Below are 20,708 nucleotides of genomic sequence, written 5' to 3'. Positions count from 1 at the left end.
AGTTCTGCTACCTTCAGAAAGAGAAAACATACTTTTCAAATGGTGGATTCTCGTAGGAGCCGCTCACATTTTTATTGCTGCATATAAATTCATCCTTACACAAAAGATGGTTAACTTTAGTATTATCCAATTATTCGTTTTTTAAAGAACTCCATATATCCTACGTTCTTATAGAATTATAATTCTTCACAATGTTGGTCGAATAATGTTTGTAGTTTTCCGGTAACATCCATAGCACTAAATCCTTCGATGTCATGTCTTTCAATCATTGTAATTATTTCCCCATCTTTTAGTAACGCAAATGACGGAGAAGAAGGTGGAAACCCTTCAAAGTACGTACGTGCTTTTTCAGTTGCTTCACGATCTTGCCCTGCGAATACGGTTACCAGATGATCTGGTCGTTTATCATAATGAATAGAGTTCATTGCGGCTGGTCGAGCAACTCCGCCTGCACATCCACAAGTGGAATTTACCATTACTAAAGTTGTACCCTCGCGTTTTAACGCTTGGTCAACTTCTTCTTCTGTTTTTAATTCTTTATAACCTGCTTCTGCAATATCTTTTCGAGCAGCATCTACAACATCCTGCATAAATAAGTTGAAATCCATGATAACCCATCCTTTTAATATGAAATATTATAAATATAGCTTATCAGCAACATCCATAAATTTCAATTTATTAATTTCTTAATAAAGAGAAATCGTGGTAGCATTCATACCTTCTAGAATTTCTTTCACTCTCGCTAGAAATCTTCCGCAAACTAATCCATCTAAAATACGATGATCAAGTGATAGAGAAAGGTTAACCATATCTCTGGCAGCAAACATATCATCAATAATAACTGGCTTACGAATAATCGATTCTACTTGCAATATAGCTGCTTGTGGATAATTAATTACCCCCATAGAAGAAACCGAGCCAAATGTTCCAGTATTATTTACCGTAAAGGTTCCGCCTTGCATATCTTCAGAAGTCAATTTCCCAGTTCGTGCTTTGTTTGCCAATTCATAAATATCACGAGCTACTGCCTTTATTGTTTTTTCATCTGCATGTTTTATTACTGGAACGAATAATTCATTTTCTTTAGCTACTGCAATAGATAGGTTAATATCTTTTTTCTGAATTATTTTATCTTCTGCCCAAGCACTATTCAGCTCCGGAAATTCTCTTAAAGCTTGAGAAACAGCTTTTATAAAAAATGCAAATGGTGTCAAACTATAACCTTCATCAGATTTAAATTTGTTTTTAATAGAATTACGATACTTCATCAAGTCTGTTACATCTACTTCTACTTGCATCCAAGCATGAGGGATTTCTTGTTTTGAGCGAACCATATTATCCGCGATTACTTTCCGTACCCCTCTTACAGGTATCTCTTTATCCCCTGTCTCACTGACAACCGTACTAGCAGATGATCCTGATTCGACATTTACTGTACGTGATGTTTTACTAGAATCCTCTTTTTGTTCTGTTTGAAGAGTTGTAGTTGTACCTTCATTAATAAATTTCTCTACATCTTTTCTGGTAATCCTTCCTCCGCGACCGGTACCTTCAATCATTGTTAAATCAATTTCGTTTTCCTGCGCTAATCGAAGTACTGCCGGGGAGTATCTTTTTTTCATGGATTTGTCTTTATCTTCGTTATTAGTATCGTTATCTATCTTTTCTTGGGCATTTGTATTTCTCTCATTACTTGTTGGTTCACTCGATAAAGCTGAATCTTCTGTTTCGATGTAACAGATCAACTGACCGACTTCTACAGTTTCACCTTCTTCTGCAATAAATTCCTTAATTACACCAGTAAATGATGAAGGAACTTCCGCATTCACTTTATCTGTCATCACTTCAGCTATGGGATCATATTTATTAACTTTATCACCTACCGCTACGAGCCAAGTGTTTATCGTACCTTCTGTAACACTCTCTCCTAACTGAGGCATGTTAATTTTTTCTACTGACATCTGTATACCTCCAATTAGTATTCTGCAAGCTCTCGCATTGCTTTTTCTACTTTATCTGGATTTACCATAAAGTACTTCTCCATTGTTGGAGCATAAGGCATAGCAGGTATATCTGGACCAGCTAATCGTTGAATCGGAGCATCTAAATCAAATAAACATGATTCTGAAATAATTGCAGCAACTTCACCGATAATGCTCCCTTCTTTATTATCCTCTGTAATAAGAAGTACTTTACCTGTTTTACTTGCTGCTTGACGAATTGCTTCCTTATCCAATGGATAAACAGTTCTAAGATCTAAAATATGTGCATCAATACCTTCTTCTGCTAATTTTTCTGCAGCTTGGAGTGCAAAGTGAACACATAATCCATAGGTAATAACGGTAATATCTTCTCCTTCGCGCTTAACGTCTGCTTTTCCAATTGGAAGTACATAATCATCTTCAGGAACTTCTTCTTTTAACAAACGATATGCACGTTTATGTTCAAAAAATAGTACCGGATCATTATCACGAATCGCTGCTTTTAAAAGTCCTTTCGCATCATACGGAGTCGAAGGCATAACAATTTTTAGTCCAGGTTGGTTAGCAAAAACTGCTTCTACAGACTGCGAGTGGTAGAGAGCGCCATGTACTCCACCACCATACGGTGCTCTTACCGTTAGAGGTGCACTCCAATCATTATTCGAACGATATCGTATTTTAGCTGCTTCTGAAATAATCTGGTTCACAGCTGGCATAATAAAATCAGCAAACTGCATTTCCGCAATTGGTCTCTTCCCATACATCGCAGCACCGATTGCTACTCCGGCGATAGCTGATTCCGCCAAAGGAGTATCTAAAACTCGATCTTCACCGAATTCCTCAAAAAGGCCATCTGTAGCTTTAAAAACACCACCTTTTTTACCAACATCCTCGCCTAAAACAAATACATCTTTATCTCTACGCATCTCTTCTTTTATAGCAGTCGTAATTGCTTGAATATAAGACATTACTGGCATAACTCATCCTCCTCCCTACTCTTCCTCATATACATATCGTAAAGCATCTTCTGGTTCTGCATAGGAAGCATTTTCTGCATAATCCGTTGCTTCATTAACAAGTTCATCAATACGAGCCATGATTTCTTGTTCTTTTTCATCTTTAAGTATTCCAGCTTCTTTTAAAGTCATTGCAAATGTAATAATAGAATCTCTCTTTTTCGCTTCTTCTACTTCATTTTTTTCACGGTATGCTCGATCATCATCATCACTTGAGTGTGCCGTTAGTCGATACGTAATTGCTTCAATTAATGTAGGTCCTTCTCCGTTAACCGCTCTCTCTCTCGCTTCTGCTACTGCTTGATATATAGCAATCGGATTATTTCCATCCACTGTGATACCAGGCATTCCATATGAGCTTGCTCTTTCAGAAATAGATTCACTTGCAACTTGGCGGTCATAAGGCACGGATATAGCATACTTATTATTTTCTACCATCGTGATGACGGGCAGTTTATGAACTCCCGCAAAATTAAGACCCTCATGAAAATCTCCTTGATTCGAAGATCCTTCTCCTAATGTAACGAATGAAACTAGTGATTTACTATCCATCTTTGCTGCTAATGCAACTCCAACAGCATGGGGTAATTGTGTTGTTACCGGTGATGATCCAGTTAGAATTCGATTTTTCTTTTGACCAAAGTGGCCTGGCATTTGCCTTCCACCTGAATTTGGATCTTCTGCTTTTGCAAAAGCAGATAACATAACATCCTTTGCACTCATACCAAAGGATAATACAACCCCTAAATCACGGTAATATGGAGCAATATAATCCGCAGTACGATTTAACGCAAAGGAAGCACCAACCTGAGCTGCTTCTTGACCTTGACACGATATAACAAAAGGAATCTTTCCTGCGCGATTTAATAGCCACATCCTCTCGTCTAATTTTCTTGCCAATAACATCATTTCATACATTTCTAAGGCAATATCATTACTTACTCCTAGTTGCGACTCAGACATCGAATACCTCCCTAAATTAACCATGAATTTGATTTCCTTCTACTGCAAGTGCAGCTTCACCAATTACTTCTGACAAAGTTGGATGCGGATGTATACTTTCACTGATTTCCCAAGGGGTAGCATCTAAAAATTTTGCAAGACTTGCTTCAGCAATCATATCCGTAACATGTGGTCCAATCATATGAACTCCTAATAAGTCATTGGTATTTTTATCAGAAATTATTTTAACAAAACCTTCACTTTCACCATATACTAAAGCTTTCCCGACTGCTTTAAATGGGAATTTACCAACTTTCACATTATAGTCGTTTTCTTTTGCTTGATCCTCTGTTAAACCAATACTAGCTGCTTCAGGACTAGAATAAATACAAGAAGGAACAGCATTCGTTTCTATTCGTTCGACAGTATGCCCTGCCATATGTTCTACTGCTTTTATTCCTTCATGTGATGCAACATGAGCTAATTGAAGACCACCGATTACATCACCAATCGCATAAATATGTGATTCCTTCGTCTGATAAAACTCATTTGTCTTAATCAAATTCTTATCTGTTACGACTTCTGTATTTTCAAGCCCGATATTTTCAATATTTCCTTTTCTGCCTACAGACATAAGAACTTTATCGGCTTGGTAAGTTTGTATTTCTCCGTCAACGTCCACTTCTAGTGAAATTTCCTTATCATTTTTAATCGAATCTGCTTTTACATTCGCATTGGTTATAATTTTTATTCCTTTTTTTATTAATAATTTACTCATTTCCTTAGAGATTTCCTTATCTTCTGTAGAGAGAATACGATCTTGATATTCTAAAACAGTGACATCTACTCCAAAATCATTCAACATAGATGCCCATTCAATACCAATAACTCCACCACCAATAATTAACATAGAATGAGGAAGCGTTTCTAAGTTTAACGCATCATCTGAACTTAATACATCGTTGTGGTCGAATTCAAAACCTGGTAATTGGTTAGGTCTTGAACCCGTTGCAATCAGAACATTTTTCGGTAAGAGCATATCGTTTTCTTTCCCATCACTATATTCAACAGAAATTGTTCCAGGCATCGGTGAAAATATACTTGGTCCAAGTATTCTACCAAAGCCTTGATAAACATCAATTTTCCCTTTTTTCATTAAACCTTGTACACCTTGATGTAACTGATTAATGATTTTCTGTTTTCGTTGTTGAACTTTTGAGAAATCAAGAATAGGCTTTGCTACTTGAACGCCAAATTTATCTGCATTAAGCGTTTGTTGATATACTTCGGCACTTCGAAGTAATGCTTTAGAAGGTATACAGCCTCGATGAAGACAGGTTCCCCCTAATTCAGCCTTTTCAACAATTGCAACTTTCATTTTTAATTGTGAAGCTCGAATGGCAGCTACATAACCACCAGTTCCTCCTCCAAGAATTACTAAATCGTATTCCGTTGCCATTAATGTCCCTCCTTTTTACGGGTAAATCTTCACAGGTGCTTCCCCTCGAATTACCTGAAGAACTCCTTCATTCATAGCCTCCAGTTCATTGTTACCTGGAAAAACCATAACATCTGCAATCCAATTTATTCTTGTAATGACTTCTTTCATTACAAAATCATCTTCTTCTACATTTCCCGTGAAAACTATGCCATCTATCTCTCCATTTAAAACTGTGCTCATTGAACCTATTTCTTTTGCAATCTGATATGCTAATGCCTGCATAACTTCGATAGTCCATGGATCTTCTTTTAATAAATTAGAATGAATGACTTTAGGATCTTCGGTGTGAAGATATGCTTTTAAGCCAGCACTTTTTATTAATTTCTGCTCCCAATCGTCGATACGATCATTTTTATCTAATCCATATCGCAGAAATCTTCCAATAGGAATGCCGCCACAACGATCTATAGTAAAAGGTCCTTCACCGTCTAAACCATTTGTAACATCAATTATTTTTCCGTATCTATGTGCACCAATTGTAATGCCTCGTGCGATATGAATTACAATAAGATTAAGCTCATTATACGTTTTTCCGAGACGCTTAGAAGCTAGCCTTCCTGCTTGTCTATGATTCAACGCATGAAAGATACTTTTCCTTTCAATTTCAGGAATTCCCGATATACGTGCTATTGACTGCATTTCATCAACAACTGGTGGATCCACGATATATGCTGGAATATTTAAGCCCTTCGCAATATTATCCGCTATAACTGCACCTAAATTTGAGATATGTTCACCAAAGGAAGCTGTTTTCAAATCATAAAGCATTTGATCATTTACAGCATATGTTCCGCCCGTTATAGGTTGTAGTAGCCCGCCTCTTCCGCATATGGCTCTAAATTTTGAAATATTAATACCATCCATATCCAACTGATGGAGAAGGCTTTGTTTTCGATAAGGAACTTGATCCATCATTCTACTTAAATTATTTAGTTCTTCTTCACTATGGTGAATCTTTTGCTCATATAGAAGCCTTTCTTTTTCAAACACACCAATAGTAGTTGCGTATAATTCTGGTTGAATCACTAATATCCTTTCATTTGTTTGCACGAGACAACCTCCAACGACTTATCTTTCTTAATTAAAATTTAATATATGTTTTTCATTTTGTAGAAACTGACTTCTAGAATTACGCACTGATTGAATTCTTTCTTCTGCCATACGATCTGCTGCTACATGAGTAGGAATATTATCTCTTTTTGAGATATCAAATACTTTTTCAACATTGTTATAAACCATTTCTACTTTTTTCATAGCTCTTTCTCTGTTATAACCGACCAATTCATCAGCAACATTGATAACTCCACCTGCATTAATAACATAATCTGGCGCGTAGATAATTCCGCGTTCATGTAACATATCACCATGATTTGTTGTCATTAATTGGTTGTTAGCAGATCCTGCTATAGCTTTAGCCTTTAACTTATCTAACGTTTCATCGTTAATTGTAGCTCCTAAAGCACACGGAGCATAAATATCGCATTCTACTCCATAAATCTCATCTGGGTCTACTGCTTTTGCTCCAAAATCTTCTACTGCACGTTTTACAGATTCTTTATTTATATCCGTAACAATTAAATTTGCACCTTCTTTATGTAAAAAATCACATAGATGATAGGCAACATTACCAACACCTTGAACCGCCACAGTTTTCCCTTCGAGTGACTCTGTTCCAAAAGCTTCTTTTGCAGTCGCTTTCATCCCGTGGTATAAACCAAGTGCTGTGACTGGAGACGGATTACCGGATGCACCAGAATAAGAAGAAGTTCCCGTTACATAATCGGTTTCTAAATGTATTAAGTCCATGTCTATTTCCGTAGTCCCAACATCTTCAGCAGTAATATAACGACCGTTTAAGCCTTGAATGTATCGTCCAAATGCTCGAAACATTTCCGGGTTCTTATCTTTTTTTGGATCTCCAATAATCACTGTTTTTCCGCCACCTAGGTTTAATCCAGCCGCAGCGTTTTTATATGTCATTCCTTTTGCCAGTCGCAGAGCATCTATAATTGCATCTTCTTCTGTTTTATATGTCCACATTCTCGTTCCACCTAATGCAGGCCCTAATGTTGTATCATGAATAGCAATTATCGCTTTTAATCCTGAGTTTTTATCTTGGCAAAATAGTAATTGTTCATAGTCATATTTTTGTAAGCTTTTAAAGATTTCCATTACTAATTCCTCCTAAAAATGAATTCACAGTGCTTCAATCGGTACACTTAACCTACATCACTCCTTTCAATATTAGCTTGCAAATTATATGCCAACTAAAATATCAAGTATATACGGATGTATAAATGTAAAAATGCGCAATAAATTTCAATCCTGCAATTTATTGCATGAAATATTATTCAAGGTTGTATTTATCCAACTTGTAATATAAGTTACGTACAGAAATTTGTAACTCTTTTGCTGTTTTCGTTTTATTTTTATTGCATCGTTGAAAGGCCATATTAATATACTGTTTTTCATAGTTATCCAATGCATCTTGTAATTTCATTATATCTTCGTCAGTGGTTACACTTACTGATACATCTTCTTGTTTATTTGAAATCATATTAGGTAAATGCTTAACATCTAGTACTTCTTCTGTATTATCCATAAATATCATCGCCCTACTAACTACATTTTCTAATTCACGAACATTACCAGGCCAATGATACTTCGTTAATTGTTCAGTAGCTTTTGTTGAAATTCGCCCAACATTTCTTCCGTATTCATTGTTCATTTTATGAATGATATGTTGAATAAGCTCTGGTAAATCTGATAATCGTTCCTTTATTGCAGGAACAGTGATCGGTAGCTTATTTAGTCGATAGTATAAATCTTCTCTAAATGATCGATTCATGATAGCTTTTTCTAAATTTACATTCGTTGCTGCAATAACTCGTACATCTATAGATATAGGAGTAGAACCACCAACACGAACGACCTCCCTCTCTTGCAGCACACGAAGTAATTTTGCTTGCATTGTTAATGATAATTCACCTATTTCATCTAAGAAAATACTTCCACCATTCGCTTCCTCAAAGAATCCTTTTTTACCACCAGTTTTTGCACCAGTAAAAGCTCCTTCTTCATACCCAAATAGCTCACTTTCTAATAAAGATTCAGAAAGTGCAGCACAATTCACTCGAATAAATTTATTATGTTTACGATCACTTTCGTTATGAATGGCGTGTGCAAACAATTCTTTTCCAGTACCTGATTCGCCACGGAGCAAAACAATTGCAGGAGTCTTTGCCCCAACTTTTGCTTGTTCAAGTGCTAACTTCATCTCAGAAGAACTTCCAATTATATCATCAAATGTATACCGTGCTTCTAAATTACGAATGATTTGTCGTGCACGTTTTAATTCTTTTGTTAATAATTGTATTTCTGAGACATCGTGTAAAACCCCAACGCTACCCTTAATCTTTCCTTGTACAATTATAGGAGCAACATTAACGATTACTTCTTTATTATGAGGACCAACTTTCATATGTACGCCTCTAACTGCTCTCCGTGTTTCTAAAACTTTCAAATGCACACTTTCTCCTTCAGCAATATCAACAGTCGCTGGTCTTCCAATAACATCCTCTTCCGTTAAACCGGTAATTCGAGTATAAGCAGGGTTAATAATTAATCCGTTCCCTTTCTCATCTACTACACTTATCGCTTCATCCGAAGATTTTATAATCGCTTCTAGCATTGTTTTAATTTCATTTAAATCTGTATTTTCTTCAGCAAGCTTGACAACTTCTGTAATATCTTTAAATACAGCAAAAGCACCTACTAAGTCACCGGTTTTGCTAATAATTGGGATTCGAGTAGATATTACTTTCTTTCCATTATCCAATATTGTTTTTTGATTCAATTCTTTTCGTTGAGCCTTTAATACATTCGGTAATCTGCTGGAAGGTAACAAGTCATAAATATGTTTTCCTTTATAATCATTCTCTTTTTTATTTAAAATTCGTTCTGCTCGTTTATTTAATAGTTCTACCTTTTCGTTTTTATCTATGACAATCATTCCGTCATGAATATGGTTCAAGATCAGCTCTAGTCTATTAGCTTGTGATTTGACTTTTTCAACAAGGAATTCTTTTTCATAAAGTAATTCAGAAATTATATTGGCCACTGATCCTGGAACTACTACTGTTTTTCGAGGACGTATATCAATAATTTCATCTAAAACCGATTCGACCCCTGTAGCTTCTAATATAATATCAACATCGTCAAAAATCCAATCCTTCCAATTAGCACTAACTGGAATACGTGCATTTTTTGCCAGTTGTATAGCTGGGGCAGTTAAATCTAGATCAACAACTGCCTTTATGTTCATACGTCTTGTTTCCTGTAATAAATTAAATAATGCAGTACCACCTTTTCCGCCACCAACAATTAAAACTTGTTTCATTATCTCTCCACCTTGCATTATTTTGCATAACTACATCTTATGATATTCTGCATTTATTAGCAAACTTTAATTTTTTCTATTTTCTCTAGAATTTGATATAATTAAGGTGAATATGTGTTTACATAAAGGAGTTAAGCGATGCAACGTCTACTTGCTATAATTGTTATATTTATTCCTGGAATTATCGCAGCAATTGGCATAAAACTGATGCGTGATACGTTGTTTGATGATTTCTATGCAATTTTTTTCTATGGTAGTATTCAATTTATAGTTGGACTTATCCTGTTTATAGTCGGAGTAGCATTCTTAGGTGGATTCATTATTTACCGAGATAGGAAAAACCAAAAACGACAACAGCAGCATTTTGACACAAATAAAGACGGATAATTTCCGTCTTTTTTCATTAAAATTACTTTAATCTTCCATAAAATATGTTATATTATAAAAATAAATTCGATACAGGGGGATCATTATAAATGAAAGTAGCAAAATTTGGAGGAAGCTCAGTTGCAAATGCAGAACAAATTCAGAAAGTAGCAAAAATTATCAAGGCGGATCCCTCCAGAAAAGTAATTGTTGTATCCGCACCAGGAAAAAGATTTAAAGAGGATGTTAAAATCACAGATTTATTAATTCAATTTGCTTCAAGTCATCAAAGAAACCAATTCGAACAAAGTGAGAAGACGTTAGCAATTATATTAGATCGTTTCAAAGTAATTGTTGATGATTTAAACTTACATTCCAATATACTTGATGATATTAAACAAACAATTGAAGAAGATTTAAATAAGGATTTAACACCAAGTAAACAAATGGATGCTATTAAGGCAATTGGTGAAGATAGCTCTGCAAAAATAGTAAGTGCATACCTTCAACATATAGGTATTGATGCTACATATATGAACCCGAAGGATGCAGGTATATTAGTTAGTAATGAACCTGGCCGTGCACAATTATTACCTGAAAGTTTTCCGATCATTAAAAAGCTACGTGATATTAAGAAAGTAGTTATCGTTCCAGGATTCTTTGGATATGCAGAAAATGGAGAACTCATTACATTTTCTCGAGGTGGTTCGGACATAACAGGTTCTATATTAGCTGCAGGAACAAAAGCATCCCTATATGAAAATTTCACTGATGTAGATTCGGTATATGCTGTTAACCCAACAATCGTAAATAATCCTAAGGAAATCAATGTATTAACCTATAAAGAAATGCGGGAGTTATCATATGCCGGCTTTTCGGTATTCCATGATGAAGCATTAATACCTGCATTTAGGGAACAAATTCCTGTTTGTATTAAAAACACCAATAATCCGGATGCACCTGGTACAATGATTGTATCGGAACGTGATGCAAACGATAATTGTGTTGTAGGTATTGCTAGTGATGTTGGATTTTGCAGTCTTTATGTAAGTAAATTCCTCATGAACAGAGAAGTCGGATTTGGGCGTAAATTACTCAATATTTTTGAAGATGAAGGCATTTCATTCGAACATGCACCATCTGGAATAGACGACATGTCCGTTATATTTAGAGATCACAAGTTTACTCCAGAAAAAGAACGTGTAGTGATTAACCGTATTAAAAATGAATTACATGTTGATACAGTTAGTATTCATCGAGACTTAGCTGTTATTATGGTAGTGGGAGAAGGTCTTGTAAATACGATTGGAGTGGCTGCCAGAGCTACTTCTTCATTCTCCAAAGTAGGGGTAAATATTGAAATGATAAACCAAGGTTCCTCAGAAGTATCAATGATGTTTGGTATTCATGCTGAAGATATTGACAAAGCTATCCAATCACTATATCACGAGTTTTTTGAAGTAAGCCAGAAGATAGAAAACATCACTGTGTAATGCAGTGGTGTTTTTTCTTTATGTCTAAAAAAAATTAGAATGAAGTTTACTTACAAGGAAAAAACGTCCCTCTCCATCAGATATCAATCTAATCAAGAAGAACGCTTTTCCTTTCTTTTTTCGTACATAGTTTATCGCCTATTGTGCGTATGTACAACATACAAACGCCTTAGCTAACTTTATGTTCTAATCGTAATCGATCAGCAACCATTGCAATAAATTCAGAGTTCGTTGGCTTAGCTTTTGAAATGTTAATGGTGTAACCAAATAATGCTGAGATGGAATCAATATTACCGCGGCTCCATGCTACTTCAATCGCATGACGAATCGCTCTTTCTAAGCGTGATGCCGTGGTATTGAATTTCTTTGCAATATCCGGATAAAGTACCTTTGTAATTGAACCAAGCAATTCAATGTCATTGTATACCATTGTAATCGCTTCTCTTAAATACATATAGCCTTTAATATGTGCAGGCACTCCAATTTCATGAATAATATTCGTAATATTTGCCTCAAGATCCTGTTTCTTCTTTTCTACTTTAGCGGTTTTAGATAATGAAGGGCTGGAAGTTACCTTCGTTCCTTGTACCTGTCGAATTTGATCTGCTAAATTAGATAAATCAAATGGTTTTAAAATAAAATAAGACGCACCTAAATCAACTGCTTTTTTCATAACTTCTTCTTGACCAAACGCTGTTAACATTATGACATTCGGTTTCGAAGCTAAATCCATCGATTTAATACTATTTAATACCGCTAATCCGTCAATATGTGGCATTATGATATCTAATATTAGTACATCAGGATTTTTCTCCTCCAGCATACTAATACAATCTCTTCCATTAAAAGCAGTACCAATAACTTCAATATCGTGTTGTTCTGTAAAATAATCCTCCATCATCTCAATAAGTTCTTTGTTATCGTCTACTAAACAAACAGAAATTTTCTCCACCAGTTATTTCCTCCCTTTATCTTTTGATCCACAATTTACATATTCTACAAAAGTATAAAATATCCTCTTTTTAATTAAAAAACTTTGAATTATTTTATATTTATTCAAATATGCTTCGTTTTTCTTATGTTTTCGATATGATTCGATAAATAATTAAGAATAGTGTCGAAAAATCTTTAATGATTATAAGATGATGATTTCAATTCTATTAATTCCAACTGCTTTTATAGCCTAAAGCAAAAATAAAATGCTTGTAATGGATTAACCACTACAAGCATTTATTAAGCTGTTGTTTGTTGTTCATCTCGGTGCGGAATTATATCTGCATCTTGCAACATCCATTCAATATGAACACCGTAACCTGATGTTGGATCGTTAACAAATACATGAGTTACTGCTCCAATTACTTTTCCATTTTGAATGATTGGGCTTCCACTCATTCCTTGCACAATCCCGCCTGTTTCTTTTAATAATTTAGGATCTGTAATTTGAATTACCATACCTTTGGTGGAAGGATTGTTTTGTGGAACACTACTTACAATTTCAATATCAAATTCCTCAATCTCTTCTCCATTTATAACTGTTAAAATTTTTGCTGGTCCTTCCTCTACTTCATGGGATAATGCTACTGGAAAAGGTTTGTTGTATTTCTCGTGGTCAATTTCTTTCTCTAACACACCAAAAATACCATAATCTGTATTTCTTTTTATGGAACCAATTCGATGGTTCCCATCTTCAAATCTTGCTTGTTTCTCTCCAGGAATCCCATTATCTCCTTTTTCGATCGAGGTTACTGAAGAATGTACAATAGATCCATCCTCTATTTCGATTGGTTTCTTTGTATCCATATCAGAGATCACGTGACCTAATGCACCATACTTCCCACTTACTGGATCATAAAAGGTCATTGTACCTATTCCAGCTGCTGAATCTCTAATATATAGCCCTATTTTGTATTGTTTTTCCTTTTCATCTAATACAGGTTCGAGTTTCGTGTCAATCGTATCTTTTCCTCTTTTTACGGTAACATCCATCAATTTGTTACTTTTTCCAGCTTTTTCTACATAAGATTTGATATCATTCATTCCTTTAATTTGTTCACCATTTATTTTAACGATAACATCACCGACATTAATTTTTGCTTTCTCCCCTGGTGAAATTTCACCGTTATTTCCACTTACTAAATGATGACCAACTACGAGCACACCTTTTGTTTCCAGTTGAACTCCAATTGATTGACCCCCGGGAATTACTTTGACATCTTGCAAATTTCTTGTTGGTTCATGCCCATTATCCTTTTTAGGTGTTGGGGCAGCATAAGGAAAAACTTTTTGAATGTCTGTAGTTGCACTAGTCGATTGGATTTGTTCCGAATCTATATGATCAGCTATGGTCATTTCTGGAAAAATAAACATAGAAGAAAGCATAAGAGAAGTTACTAAAAATAGTACGATTCGCTTTATAAAGTTTTTTGGTTTACTTTGCACGTCATCACTCTCCTCTTCCAACCATCGATTTGTTCTTTTTATGTACTTATAATTTCTGCAATCGACAAATCTTTAAACTGGAACAACCTATGTGAAATGTGTATCTTTTCCTATAAAAGAGGTTGTATAAATTACATAGCTCGATGAGTCAGCTATATACATATAAGAAGTTTAGTTATATTTGTTAATCGAGGTAAAATAAAAAACCGGTAAGTTTATTTTCCGGTTTTTGACTGATTTTATCCTATTTATTTTTTAATTTTTGACTTTAAAATTTGAAGCAAGTTCAAGCATTTCTTTTGCATGGATTTTTGCAGTATCAGTAAGTTTTGTTCCTGTAATCATACGACTTAATTCGTCGATTTGTTCTTTTTCATTTAATTCATGAACACTTGTATAAGTACGATTCGCTTTCTCATTTTTTTGAATAAACTTATGAGTGTCTGCCATTGCTGCTACTTGGGGAAGATGAGTAATACATAACACTTGTGAATCTGTAGAAACCTGATGCATCTTTTCAGCGATAGCTTGTGCAACTCGTCCACTCACTCCTGTATCTACTTCATCGAAAATAACGCTAGTAACACCTTGATGTTTCGAGAATATTTTTTTAAGTGCAAGCATAAATCTAGATAATTCTCCACCTGACGCAACTTTAGATAAGTCTTTTAACGGTTCACCGACATTCGTTGAAATCAGAAAACGAACTTTATCGAACCCATTTTTCGTTAATTTAGGTGGTGCTGCGTCCTCAAAATCAATTGCAAAAGAAGCGTTCTCTAAGTATAAATCTTTCAGTTCTTGATGTATTTCATTTACCAAATTATCTGCTGCCAATTTACGTAAATGATGTAGTTGTTCCGCTTCTAACATTGTATCTTTTTCCAATTCTTCTATTTCGGCAACTAATGCGTTAACGTGTGAATCCCGATTCGTAATCTGTTCTATTTCTTCATCAACTTTAGCTAAATAAGCTAACATTTCTTCTACTGTTGTTCCATATTTTCGTTTTAACTTATTTAGTTCATCTTTTCTTTGCTCCAATTCATTTAAGCGATCTGGATTATATTGGAGCTCATCTAAATGATTTCGTAATGAGTATGCCAATTCTTCTAAAGCATAAAAATGATTTGCTATCTCTTCATTTTTTTCAGTAATAAAAGGATCAACATCTTGATTACTTTCCAATGCTAATTGAGCTTGTTTAACAAAATCAAGACCACGTTGTTCACCATATAGAGCATAATAAGCATCATTCAAAGCTCGGTGTAACTTCTCATAATTTGCAAGCTGATGAATTTCTTCTTCAATTTCAGTGTCTTCTTCAGGTTGTAATTGTGCTTGCTCCAATTCTTGCTGTTGAAATTGTAACAAATCAAGTCTCTGGGCCATCTCTTGCTCATTATCATTTAATTTACGGTACTTACGTTTAACTGTTTCAAGCGAATCATATATTTTCCTGTATTCTAACTTTGTCTCTTTGATTGCTTTATCATCATACATATCTAGAAAGTCAATATGATGGTCAACATCCATTAATGACTGCGTCTCGTGTTGACTATGAATATCGATTAATGTTTTTCCAAATTCACGTAATATTGCTAACGTAACTAATTTACCATTAACACGACAAATACTTTTACCAGAAGAAGTAATGATACGCTGTAATACTACTTGTTCATCTTGTATTTCAATTCCAAATTCATTGCCAGTTCGATAAATAGGATGGTGGTTGTCCGAGATAAAAAACAATCCTTCAATTGTTGCTTTTTTCGTACCATGTCTGACATAGTCAACCGATCCTCTCCCACCTGCTAGCAATTGAATTGCATCGATTATAATGGATTTACCAGCTCCCGTTTCTCCTGTTAAAACAGTTAATCCATCATTAAAAGTAATAGAAATATCATCGATAATGGCAAAATCTTGAATTGATAATTCGGTTAGCACTTTTCTATACACCCCATTGTTTCCAGCTTATAACATTTCAATAAAGCGATTTTTTATCATTTCTGCTTGTTCTGGAGTTCTGCAAATGATTAAACATGTATCATCCCCACAAATCGTACCCATAATCTCTTCCCAGTCAAGATTATCAATTAATACACCAACAGCATGTGCATTTCCGGGTAATGTATGAAGAATAATAAAGTGGCTAGCATGTTCAATTTTTACAAACGTATCAACGATAAGTCGTTTTAACTTTTGCAAAGGATTGAATCGTTGATCAGCAGGTAAACTATATTTATATTGACCCGTCGTTGTAGGTACTTTTACCAATTGGAGTTCTTTTATATCGCGAGAAACGGTTGCTTGAGTAACATTAAAATCTAATGCTTTTAAGGAGTCGACTAATTCATCTTGTGTCTCAATTATATTTTCTGTTATAAGTTCTCTAATTTTAATATGTCGCTGTAATTTACTCATGATTACACCTCCTCAGTTTCTCAACTCAAATTCATATGTGCTTCTTTTATAACATGTTCATAGGATATAGACACTTCCATATTACTTTCTTTTTCCCATCCTAAATGAACTAAGAACTCAATATTGCCTTCGGTGCCAGTAATCGGTGAGTAAGTTAAGTTCAACAAGGAAAAACCACTCAGTCTTGCGTAAACGATCACTTTATCTAAGACTTCGTAATGTACTGCCGGATCACGAATTATTCCTCTATCTCCTACTTGTTCACGCTTTGCCTCGAATTGTGGTTTTATTAGTGCAATTATATCACTATTTGGTTGTAGAATCTTGTTAAGAACTGGAAATATATGCTTTAAAGATATGAAAGAAACATCTATAGATACAAAATTAGGAAGACCTTCACTCAATAAATCAGGTGTAACATCACGAAAATTTGTTCGTTCCATTACAATAACACGGTGGTCGTTTCGTAGCTTCCAATCTAATTGGTTATAACCAACATCTATGGCATAGCTTTTGACTGCGCCATGTTGTAATGCGCAATCAGTAAATCCTCCAGTAGATGAGCCAACATCCATAAATAATTTGCCAGATACATCTACATCAAATTCTTGTAATGCCTTGTCTAGTTTTTTTCCACCCCTACCAACATAGGGATTATCTTTTTGTTTTACACGTAATGGAGTTTCTAGTGAAATAATTGTTCCTGGTTTATCTATTCGTTCATTCTCTGTAAAAACAATTCCAGCCATAATTGAACGTCTTGCCTTCTCAATATCTTCAACTAATTCTCGCTCAACGAGTAATTCATCAACTCTTTTTTTCTTTTTCATTTCTAATGATCACGCTCACTGAAATACTTCGTTAATTCTGTTAACAGAGAATCTTCTGCTCCTGCTAACTGTAGACTATTAAAGGCTTTATCAACGTAATGATTTTTCTGCTCAATTGCACCGTCTAATCCTAATAATTTCGGATACGTGCTTTTTTCATTTAATTCATCACTGCCAACAGGCTTTCCAATTTTCGATGCGTCTCCAGTTATATCTAGGATGTCATCTTGTACTTGAAATATTAAACCTAGATAATAAGCATAATCAGTTAAATGTTTTAACTGATTATCTGATGCTCCACCAAGATATGCACCAGCAAAAATTGCAAACCGAATTAATTCACCCGTTTTCAAGGCATGAATTTCTTCCATTTCATTCAATGAAACAGCTTGTTTTTCCGCTTCCATATCCAATATTTGACCAGCAACCATTCCAGAAGGCCCGCTAGCTTCCGATAATATACGAATTAACTGAACTTTCTCCTCTGAAGAGAGCAATTCATCTGAGCTAATCAATTGAAAACTATACGTTAGTAGGGCGTCACCAGCCAAGATCGCAGTAGCTTCGTTGAATTGTTTATGATTTGTTAATTTTCCGCGACGATAATCATCATCATCCATTGCTGGTAAATCATCATGAATAAGTGAATACGTATGAATCATTTCTAATGCAACCGCTGAAGACATCACTTTATCTAATGTTTTTCCATAAACCTCATAGCTAGCAAACATTAATATCGGTCTTAATCGTTTACCGCCAGCTTCTAACGAGTAAAGCATGGAATCTTTTAAATTAGACGGTATGTCTAATTGCGAAAAATATGTGTTATATGTTGTTTCTAATTTCTCACGATATTTCACTAAATATATTTGTAAGTTTTCATTCACGACGATGAATCCTCCTGTATATCAAAAGGTTCTAGTTCTCCTTGTTCGTTCATTATTTGCACCATTTTATCTTGCACACGGTTTAACTTTTCGCTGCAAAGCTTAGAAAGATTCATACCTTCTTGATAATATTCAATTGCTTTTTCTAGTGGAACGTCACCTTCTTCTAATTTAGAAACGATTTCTTCTAATTTCTCTATGGCCTGTTCAAACGTCAAATCCTTCGTTGCCATTTTCGGTTCCCTCCTTAATTGACGATACTTTTCCAATCACTTCTCCATCAGCAATCTTTAATCGTATCGTATCATGCATATTTACATTTTTAACAGTTTTAATTAATTCTCCATTTTCATTATAAGGTAATGCGTATCCCCTTTTCATAATCTCCAAAGGGTTAACTAAGCTCAACTTGTCTATTTGCGAATATAATCGTTGAGATTCTTGTTGTAAATAGTTATTCATTACCTTATTTTGAAGAGAATGTAATTGACTTAGTTTATCAAAAGCTAATGAAAATTCCCTTTTAGGATGTTGACTGGAAAGTCTTTTTATCAAGTGATAATGTGTTAATTTATCGTCAGAAACTTTTGCTTTCATCATCCGTTGAAAGTTATCAATTGTTGAGTCCAATTGTTGTTCCTTTTGCTTTATTAATTGATGCGGATATTTAAACGCATAAGTTTGTCTTAATTGACGAAGTCTGGTTTTATGCTGATTAATATATTGCTTTAACTGCTGTGATAATTGTCTTTGCTGTATTTCAATTTTATCCTGTAGTTCAAGTTGAGAAGGAACTGCTAATTCTCCAGCTGCAGTTGGTGTAGGAGCTCGTAAATCAGCAACAAAGTCACTTATTGTTGTATCTGTTTCATGTCCAACAGCGGATATAATTGGCGTTTTCGACTCATATATAGCTTTTGCAACTATTTCTTCATTAAAACTCCATAACTCTTCAATCGATCCCCCACCTCTACCAACAATAATAACATCATATAATAGATCATCTGCTTGGTGTATCGCTTGAACGATTGATGCCGGAGCTTGATTTCCCTGAACAAGCACTGGAAAAACCGTTATTTTCACAGAAGGATAACGGCGTTTCATTGTTATCAGGATATCTCTAATTGCTGCTCCAGTAGGGGAAGTAATCACTGCTATACTTTTTGGATAACGCGGAATTGATTTTTTATGCTCTTCAGCAAAATACCCTTGTTTATGTAATTTTTCTTTTAATTGTTCAAAAGCTTGATATAATGAACCAATTCCATCTGGCTCCATTTCATGAATATACAACTGATATTGACCATAAGCTTCAAATACACTAATTTCTCCACGAATAAGAACGTTCATTCCATTTTCCGGATGAAATAGTAGCCTACGATTACTGGAAGCAAACATTACCGCTTGAACACGTGCTGAATCATCTTTTATCGTCATATACATGTGACCACGACTATGATGTTTAAAATTTGATATTTCACCACGCAACCAAATATCTCGCAAATGTGGATCAGCGTCCAATTTCCTTTTCACATATTTTGTCAATGCGGTTACCGTCAAATATTTATCCTTCAACGTGATTCAATCCTTTTGCAGCTTTAATTGTGTTTTTTAATAGCATTGTTATCGTCATTGGACCGACACCACGTGGTACTGGTGTAATGTACGATGCTTTCTCTTTGGCACTTTCAAAGTCGACATCTCCAGTAAGTTTCCCGTCATCCTTACGATTAATTCCTACATCAATAACTACTGCACCTTCTTTAATATAATCAGCATTAATTGTATGAGCTCGTCCCATTGCAACAATTAGTATATCAGCTTGTTTGGTTATTTCTTGCAAATTCTTTGTACGTGAGTGCGTATACGTAACCGTTGCATTTTCCTGTAGTAAAAGCAATCCAATTGGTTTTCCTACGATATTACTTCTGCCAATAATTACGGCATGTTTTCCTTCAAGAGAAATATCTTTTGATTGCAACATTGTTAAAATACCATACGGAGTACATGGAATAAATGTGTCTTCACCTGTCATCATTTTTCCAACATTAATAGGATGAAATCCATCTACATCTTTCTCAGGTGAAATCGCATGTATAATCTTCTGTTCGTCCATTTGATCTGGTAATGGTAATTGAACTAAAATGCCATGAACACTTTCGTCTTTATTTTGTTCATCAATAATTCTTAAGAGTTCCTCTTCGGAAGTGTCTCCAGTCAGTTCAATTAAATTAGAAGAAATTCCTGTCACTGCACATGCTTTTTCTTTTCCCCTCACATAGGATTTGGAAGCAGGATTATCTCCAACCAATATTACTGTTAAATGTGGAGTCAGACCTTTTTCTTTTAATTCATCTACTTCTATTTTCATATTTTGCTTTAATTCTTCAGATAATTCTTTACCATTTAACAACGTAGCCATTGGT

Annotated in this window: 19 protein-coding genes; 2 read left to right on the top strand and 17 right to left on the bottom strand. The window is 34.9% G+C overall.

Features of this window, described 5'->3' with window-relative positions:
* Positions 1–176 precede the first annotated feature (176 nt).
* From ABC346_RS13075 to ABC346_RS13040, 8 genes are all read right to left on the bottom strand, one after another.
* Entirely contained in the window at positions 177–608 is a 432-nt protein-coding gene (locus ABC346_RS13075) for a BrxA/BrxB family bacilliredoxin (protein ID WP_413235254.1), read from the bottom strand.
* A gap of 78 nt (positions 609–686) precedes the next feature.
* Positions 687–1,961 (bottom strand): dihydrolipoamide acetyltransferase family protein, encoded by a 1,275-nt coding sequence (locus ABC346_RS13070; RefSeq protein ID WP_413235253.1) that lies wholly within the window; start codon positions 1,959–1,961, stop codon positions 687–689.
* Between the two features lie 14 nt (positions 1,962–1,975).
* Positions 1,976–2,959 carry an alpha-ketoacid dehydrogenase subunit beta gene (locus ABC346_RS13065; protein ID WP_413235252.1) on the bottom strand — a complete coding sequence of 328 codons (984 nt, stop codon included), beginning with the start codon at positions 2,957–2,959 and terminating at the stop codon, positions 1,976–1,978.
* Between the two features lie 15 nt (positions 2,960–2,974).
* Positions 2,975–3,961 (bottom strand): thiamine pyrophosphate-dependent dehydrogenase E1 component subunit alpha, encoded by a 987-nt coding sequence (locus ABC346_RS13060; RefSeq protein WP_413235251.1) that lies wholly within the window; start codon positions 3,959–3,961, stop codon positions 2,975–2,977.
* A 16-nt stretch (positions 3,962–3,977) separates the two neighbouring features.
* On the bottom strand, positions 3,978–5,399 hold the full coding sequence (lpdA, locus tag ABC346_RS13055; protein WP_413235250.1) for a dihydrolipoyl dehydrogenase: 1,422 nt from the start codon (positions 5,397–5,399) through the stop codon (positions 3,978–3,980).
* A gap of 15 nt (positions 5,400–5,414) precedes the next feature.
* Complete coding sequence (gene buk / locus ABC346_RS13050) at positions 5,415–6,491, bottom strand: butyrate kinase (protein ID WP_413235249.1); 1,077 nt, start codon at positions 6,489–6,491, stop codon at positions 5,415–5,417.
* Positions 6,492–6,518: 27 nt separating this feature from the next.
* On the bottom strand, positions 6,519–7,613 hold the full coding sequence (locus ABC346_RS13045) for a Leu/Phe/Val dehydrogenase (RefSeq protein WP_413235248.1): 1,095 nt from the start codon (positions 7,611–7,613) through the stop codon (positions 6,519–6,521).
* 175 nt (positions 7,614–7,788) lie between these two features.
* Positions 7,789–9,840, bottom strand: a complete 2,052-nt coding sequence (locus ABC346_RS13040; RefSeq protein WP_413235247.1) for a sigma 54-interacting transcriptional regulator — start codon at positions 9,838–9,840, stop codon at positions 7,789–7,791.
* Positions 9,841–9,978: 138 nt separating this feature from the next.
* Between ABC346_RS13040 and ABC346_RS13035 the strand changes: the two genes are divergently transcribed.
* Complete coding sequence (locus ABC346_RS13035) at positions 9,979–10,227, top strand: DUF2627 family protein (RefSeq protein ID WP_413235246.1); 249 nt, start codon at positions 9,979–9,981, stop codon at positions 10,225–10,227.
* Positions 10,228–10,316: 89 nt separating this feature from the next.
* Positions 10,317–11,699 carry an aspartate kinase gene (locus ABC346_RS13030; RefSeq protein ID WP_413235245.1) on the top strand — a complete coding sequence of 461 codons (1,383 nt, stop codon included), beginning with the start codon at positions 10,317–10,319 and terminating at the stop codon, positions 11,697–11,699.
* A 169-nt stretch (positions 11,700–11,868) separates the two neighbouring features.
* On the opposite strand, the gene spo0A is transcribed toward ABC346_RS13030, so the two are convergent.
* The 9 genes from spo0A to folD all read right to left on the bottom strand — a co-directional run bounded on the left by spo0A (position 11,869) and on the right by folD (position 20,704).
* Positions 11,869–12,651, bottom strand: a complete 783-nt coding sequence (spo0A, locus tag ABC346_RS13025) for a sporulation transcription factor Spo0A (protein WP_413235244.1) — start codon at positions 12,649–12,651, stop codon at positions 11,869–11,871.
* Positions 12,652–12,932: 281 nt separating this feature from the next.
* Complete coding sequence (gene spoIVB, locus ABC346_RS13020) at positions 12,933–14,138, bottom strand: SpoIVB peptidase (protein ID WP_413235243.1); 1,206 nt, start codon at positions 14,136–14,138, stop codon at positions 12,933–12,935.
* 255 nt (positions 14,139–14,393) lie between these two features.
* Positions 14,394–16,088: a DNA repair protein RecN gene (gene recN / locus ABC346_RS13015; protein WP_413235242.1), complete on the bottom strand. Its 1,695-nt coding sequence runs from the start codon at positions 16,086–16,088 to the stop codon at positions 14,394–14,396.
* 27 nt (positions 16,089–16,115) lie between these two features.
* Positions 16,116–16,565: a transcriptional regulator AhrC/ArgR gene (gene ahrC / locus ABC346_RS13010; protein WP_011066272.1), complete on the bottom strand. Its 450-nt coding sequence runs from the start codon at positions 16,563–16,565 to the stop codon at positions 16,116–16,118.
* A 20-nt stretch (positions 16,566–16,585) separates the two neighbouring features.
* A complete protein-coding gene (locus ABC346_RS13005; RefSeq protein ID WP_413235241.1) occupies positions 16,586–17,395 on the bottom strand; it encodes a TlyA family RNA methyltransferase in 810 nt (269 codons plus the stop codon).
* A gap of 2 nt (positions 17,396–17,397) precedes the next feature.
* A complete protein-coding gene (locus tag ABC346_RS13000; RefSeq protein ID WP_413235240.1) occupies positions 17,398–18,282 on the bottom strand; it encodes a polyprenyl synthetase family protein in 885 nt (294 codons plus the stop codon).
* The gene (locus tag ABC346_RS12995; protein WP_413235239.1) at positions 18,279–18,515 is read right to left on the bottom strand and encodes an exodeoxyribonuclease VII small subunit; all 237 of its coding nucleotides are present in this window, start codon (positions 18,513–18,515) and stop codon (positions 18,279–18,281) included. Before ABC346_RS12995 ends, ABC346_RS13000 begins: the two co-directional genes overlap by 4 nt.
* Complete coding sequence (gene xseA / locus ABC346_RS12990; protein WP_413235238.1) at positions 18,490–19,857, bottom strand: exodeoxyribonuclease VII large subunit; 1,368 nt, start codon at positions 19,855–19,857, stop codon at positions 18,490–18,492. Before xseA ends, ABC346_RS12995 begins: the two co-directional genes overlap by 26 nt.
* Positions 19,847–20,704, bottom strand: coding sequence for a bifunctional methylenetetrahydrofolate dehydrogenase/methenyltetrahydrofolate cyclohydrolase FolD (gene folD, locus ABC346_RS12985; RefSeq protein WP_413235237.1), 858 nt, complete (start codon positions 20,702–20,704; stop codon positions 19,847–19,849). Before folD ends, xseA begins: the two co-directional genes overlap by 11 nt.
* Positions 20,705–20,708: the final 4 nt, after the last annotated feature.

It is taken from the genome of Oceanobacillus phoenicis (genome assembly GCF_047238145.1).
GTDB lineage: Bacteria > Bacillota > Bacilli > Bacillales > Amphibacillaceae > Oceanobacillus.
This window is presented reverse-complemented; position numbering and strand designations above follow the sequence as displayed.

What these genes read in the sequence shown, in the direction of transcription:
- ABC346_RS13040 (WP_413235247.1), bottom strand. Translation starts at nt 9,840, where the DNA reads ATGAAACAAGTTTTAATTGTTGGTGGCGGAAAAGGTGGTACTGCATTA.
- ABC346_RS13075 (WP_413235254.1), bottom strand. Translation starts at nt 608, where the DNA reads ATGGATTTCAACTTATTTATGCAGGATGTTGTAGATGCTGCTCGAAAA.
- ABC346_RS12995 (WP_413235239.1), bottom strand. Translation starts at nt 18,515, where the DNA reads ATGGCAACGAAGGATTTGACGTTTGAACAGGCCATAGAGAAATTAGAA.
- ahrC (WP_011066272.1), bottom strand. Translation starts at nt 16,565, where the DNA reads ATGAGTAAATTACAGCGACATATTAAAATTAGAGAACTTATAACAGAA.
- ABC346_RS13045 (WP_413235248.1), bottom strand. Translation starts at nt 7,613, where the DNA reads ATGGAAATCTTTAAAAGCTTACAAAAATATGACTATGAACAATTACTA.
- ABC346_RS13030 (WP_413235245.1), top strand. Translation starts at nt 10,317, where the DNA reads ATGAAAGTAGCAAAATTTGGAGGAAGCTCAGTTGCAAATGCAGAACAA.
- lpdA (WP_413235250.1), bottom strand. Translation starts at nt 5,399, where the DNA reads ATGGCAACGGAATACGATTTAGTAATTCTTGGAGGAGGAACTGGTGGT.
- ABC346_RS13005 (WP_413235241.1), bottom strand. Translation starts at nt 17,395, where the DNA reads ATGAAAAAGAAAAAAAGAGTTGATGAATTACTCGTTGAGCGAGAATTA.
- ABC346_RS13035 (WP_413235246.1), top strand. Translation starts at nt 9,979, where the DNA reads ATGCAACGTCTACTTGCTATAATTGTTATATTTATTCCTGGAATTATC.
- folD (WP_413235237.1), bottom strand. Translation starts at nt 20,704, where the DNA reads ATGGCTACGTTGTTAAATGGTAAAGAATTATCTGAAGAATTAAAGCAA.
- ABC346_RS13060 (WP_413235251.1), bottom strand. Translation starts at nt 3,961, where the DNA reads ATGTCTGAGTCGCAACTAGGAGTAAGTAATGATATTGCCTTAGAAATG.
- ABC346_RS13070 (WP_413235253.1), bottom strand. Translation starts at nt 1,961, where the DNA reads ATGTCAGTAGAAAAAATTAACATGCCTCAGTTAGGAGAGAGTGTTACA.
- ABC346_RS13065 (WP_413235252.1), bottom strand. Translation starts at nt 2,959, where the DNA reads ATGCCAGTAATGTCTTATATTCAAGCAATTACGACTGCTATAAAAGAA.